Annotated in this window: 1 protein-coding gene; it reads right to left on the bottom strand. The window is 61.8% G+C overall.

Going from position 1 to position 359, the window contains the following annotated elements:
- A partial coding sequence (locus AC04SF_RS37540) for a YciE/YciF ferroxidase family protein (RefSeq protein WP_488481893.1) occupies positions 1-359 on the bottom strand: 359 nt, incomplete at both ends.

The raw sequence follows: 359 nt of genomic DNA, 5'->3' as shown, positions 1-359 counted from the left end.
TTGCCCAGCGATGTCGCCCAGGCGATCAGCGTGCCATAGCGTGCGATCTCATAGTGCTCGACCGCCTGCGCGGCGGCGACAAGGCCGGCGTCGATCGAGCTCGAACCCTTGTATTCCTCCAGGATCTCCGATCCCTCCTCGATGATGCCGTCGATGGCCGGGCAGGTCTTGCCGCGCGCGGCAACGCCAAGGATATCGAACACCTGCTCGAGTCGCTCGACCTGGCTTTCGGTTTCGACAAGATGCTTCTCGAAGGCGGCGGACACCTGGGCGTCCTCCGCGCCCTTGGCCATCTTCGGCAGGGCTTTGAGAATTTTCTTCTCAGCGTAATAGATGTCCTTGAGGCCGTCGAGGAACAG

The organism is Mesorhizobium sp. CNPSo 4671 (assembly GCF_057784245.1).
The sequence above is the reverse complement of the archived record's forward strand: the minus strand, read 5'-3'. Positions and strand labels throughout refer to the sequence as shown.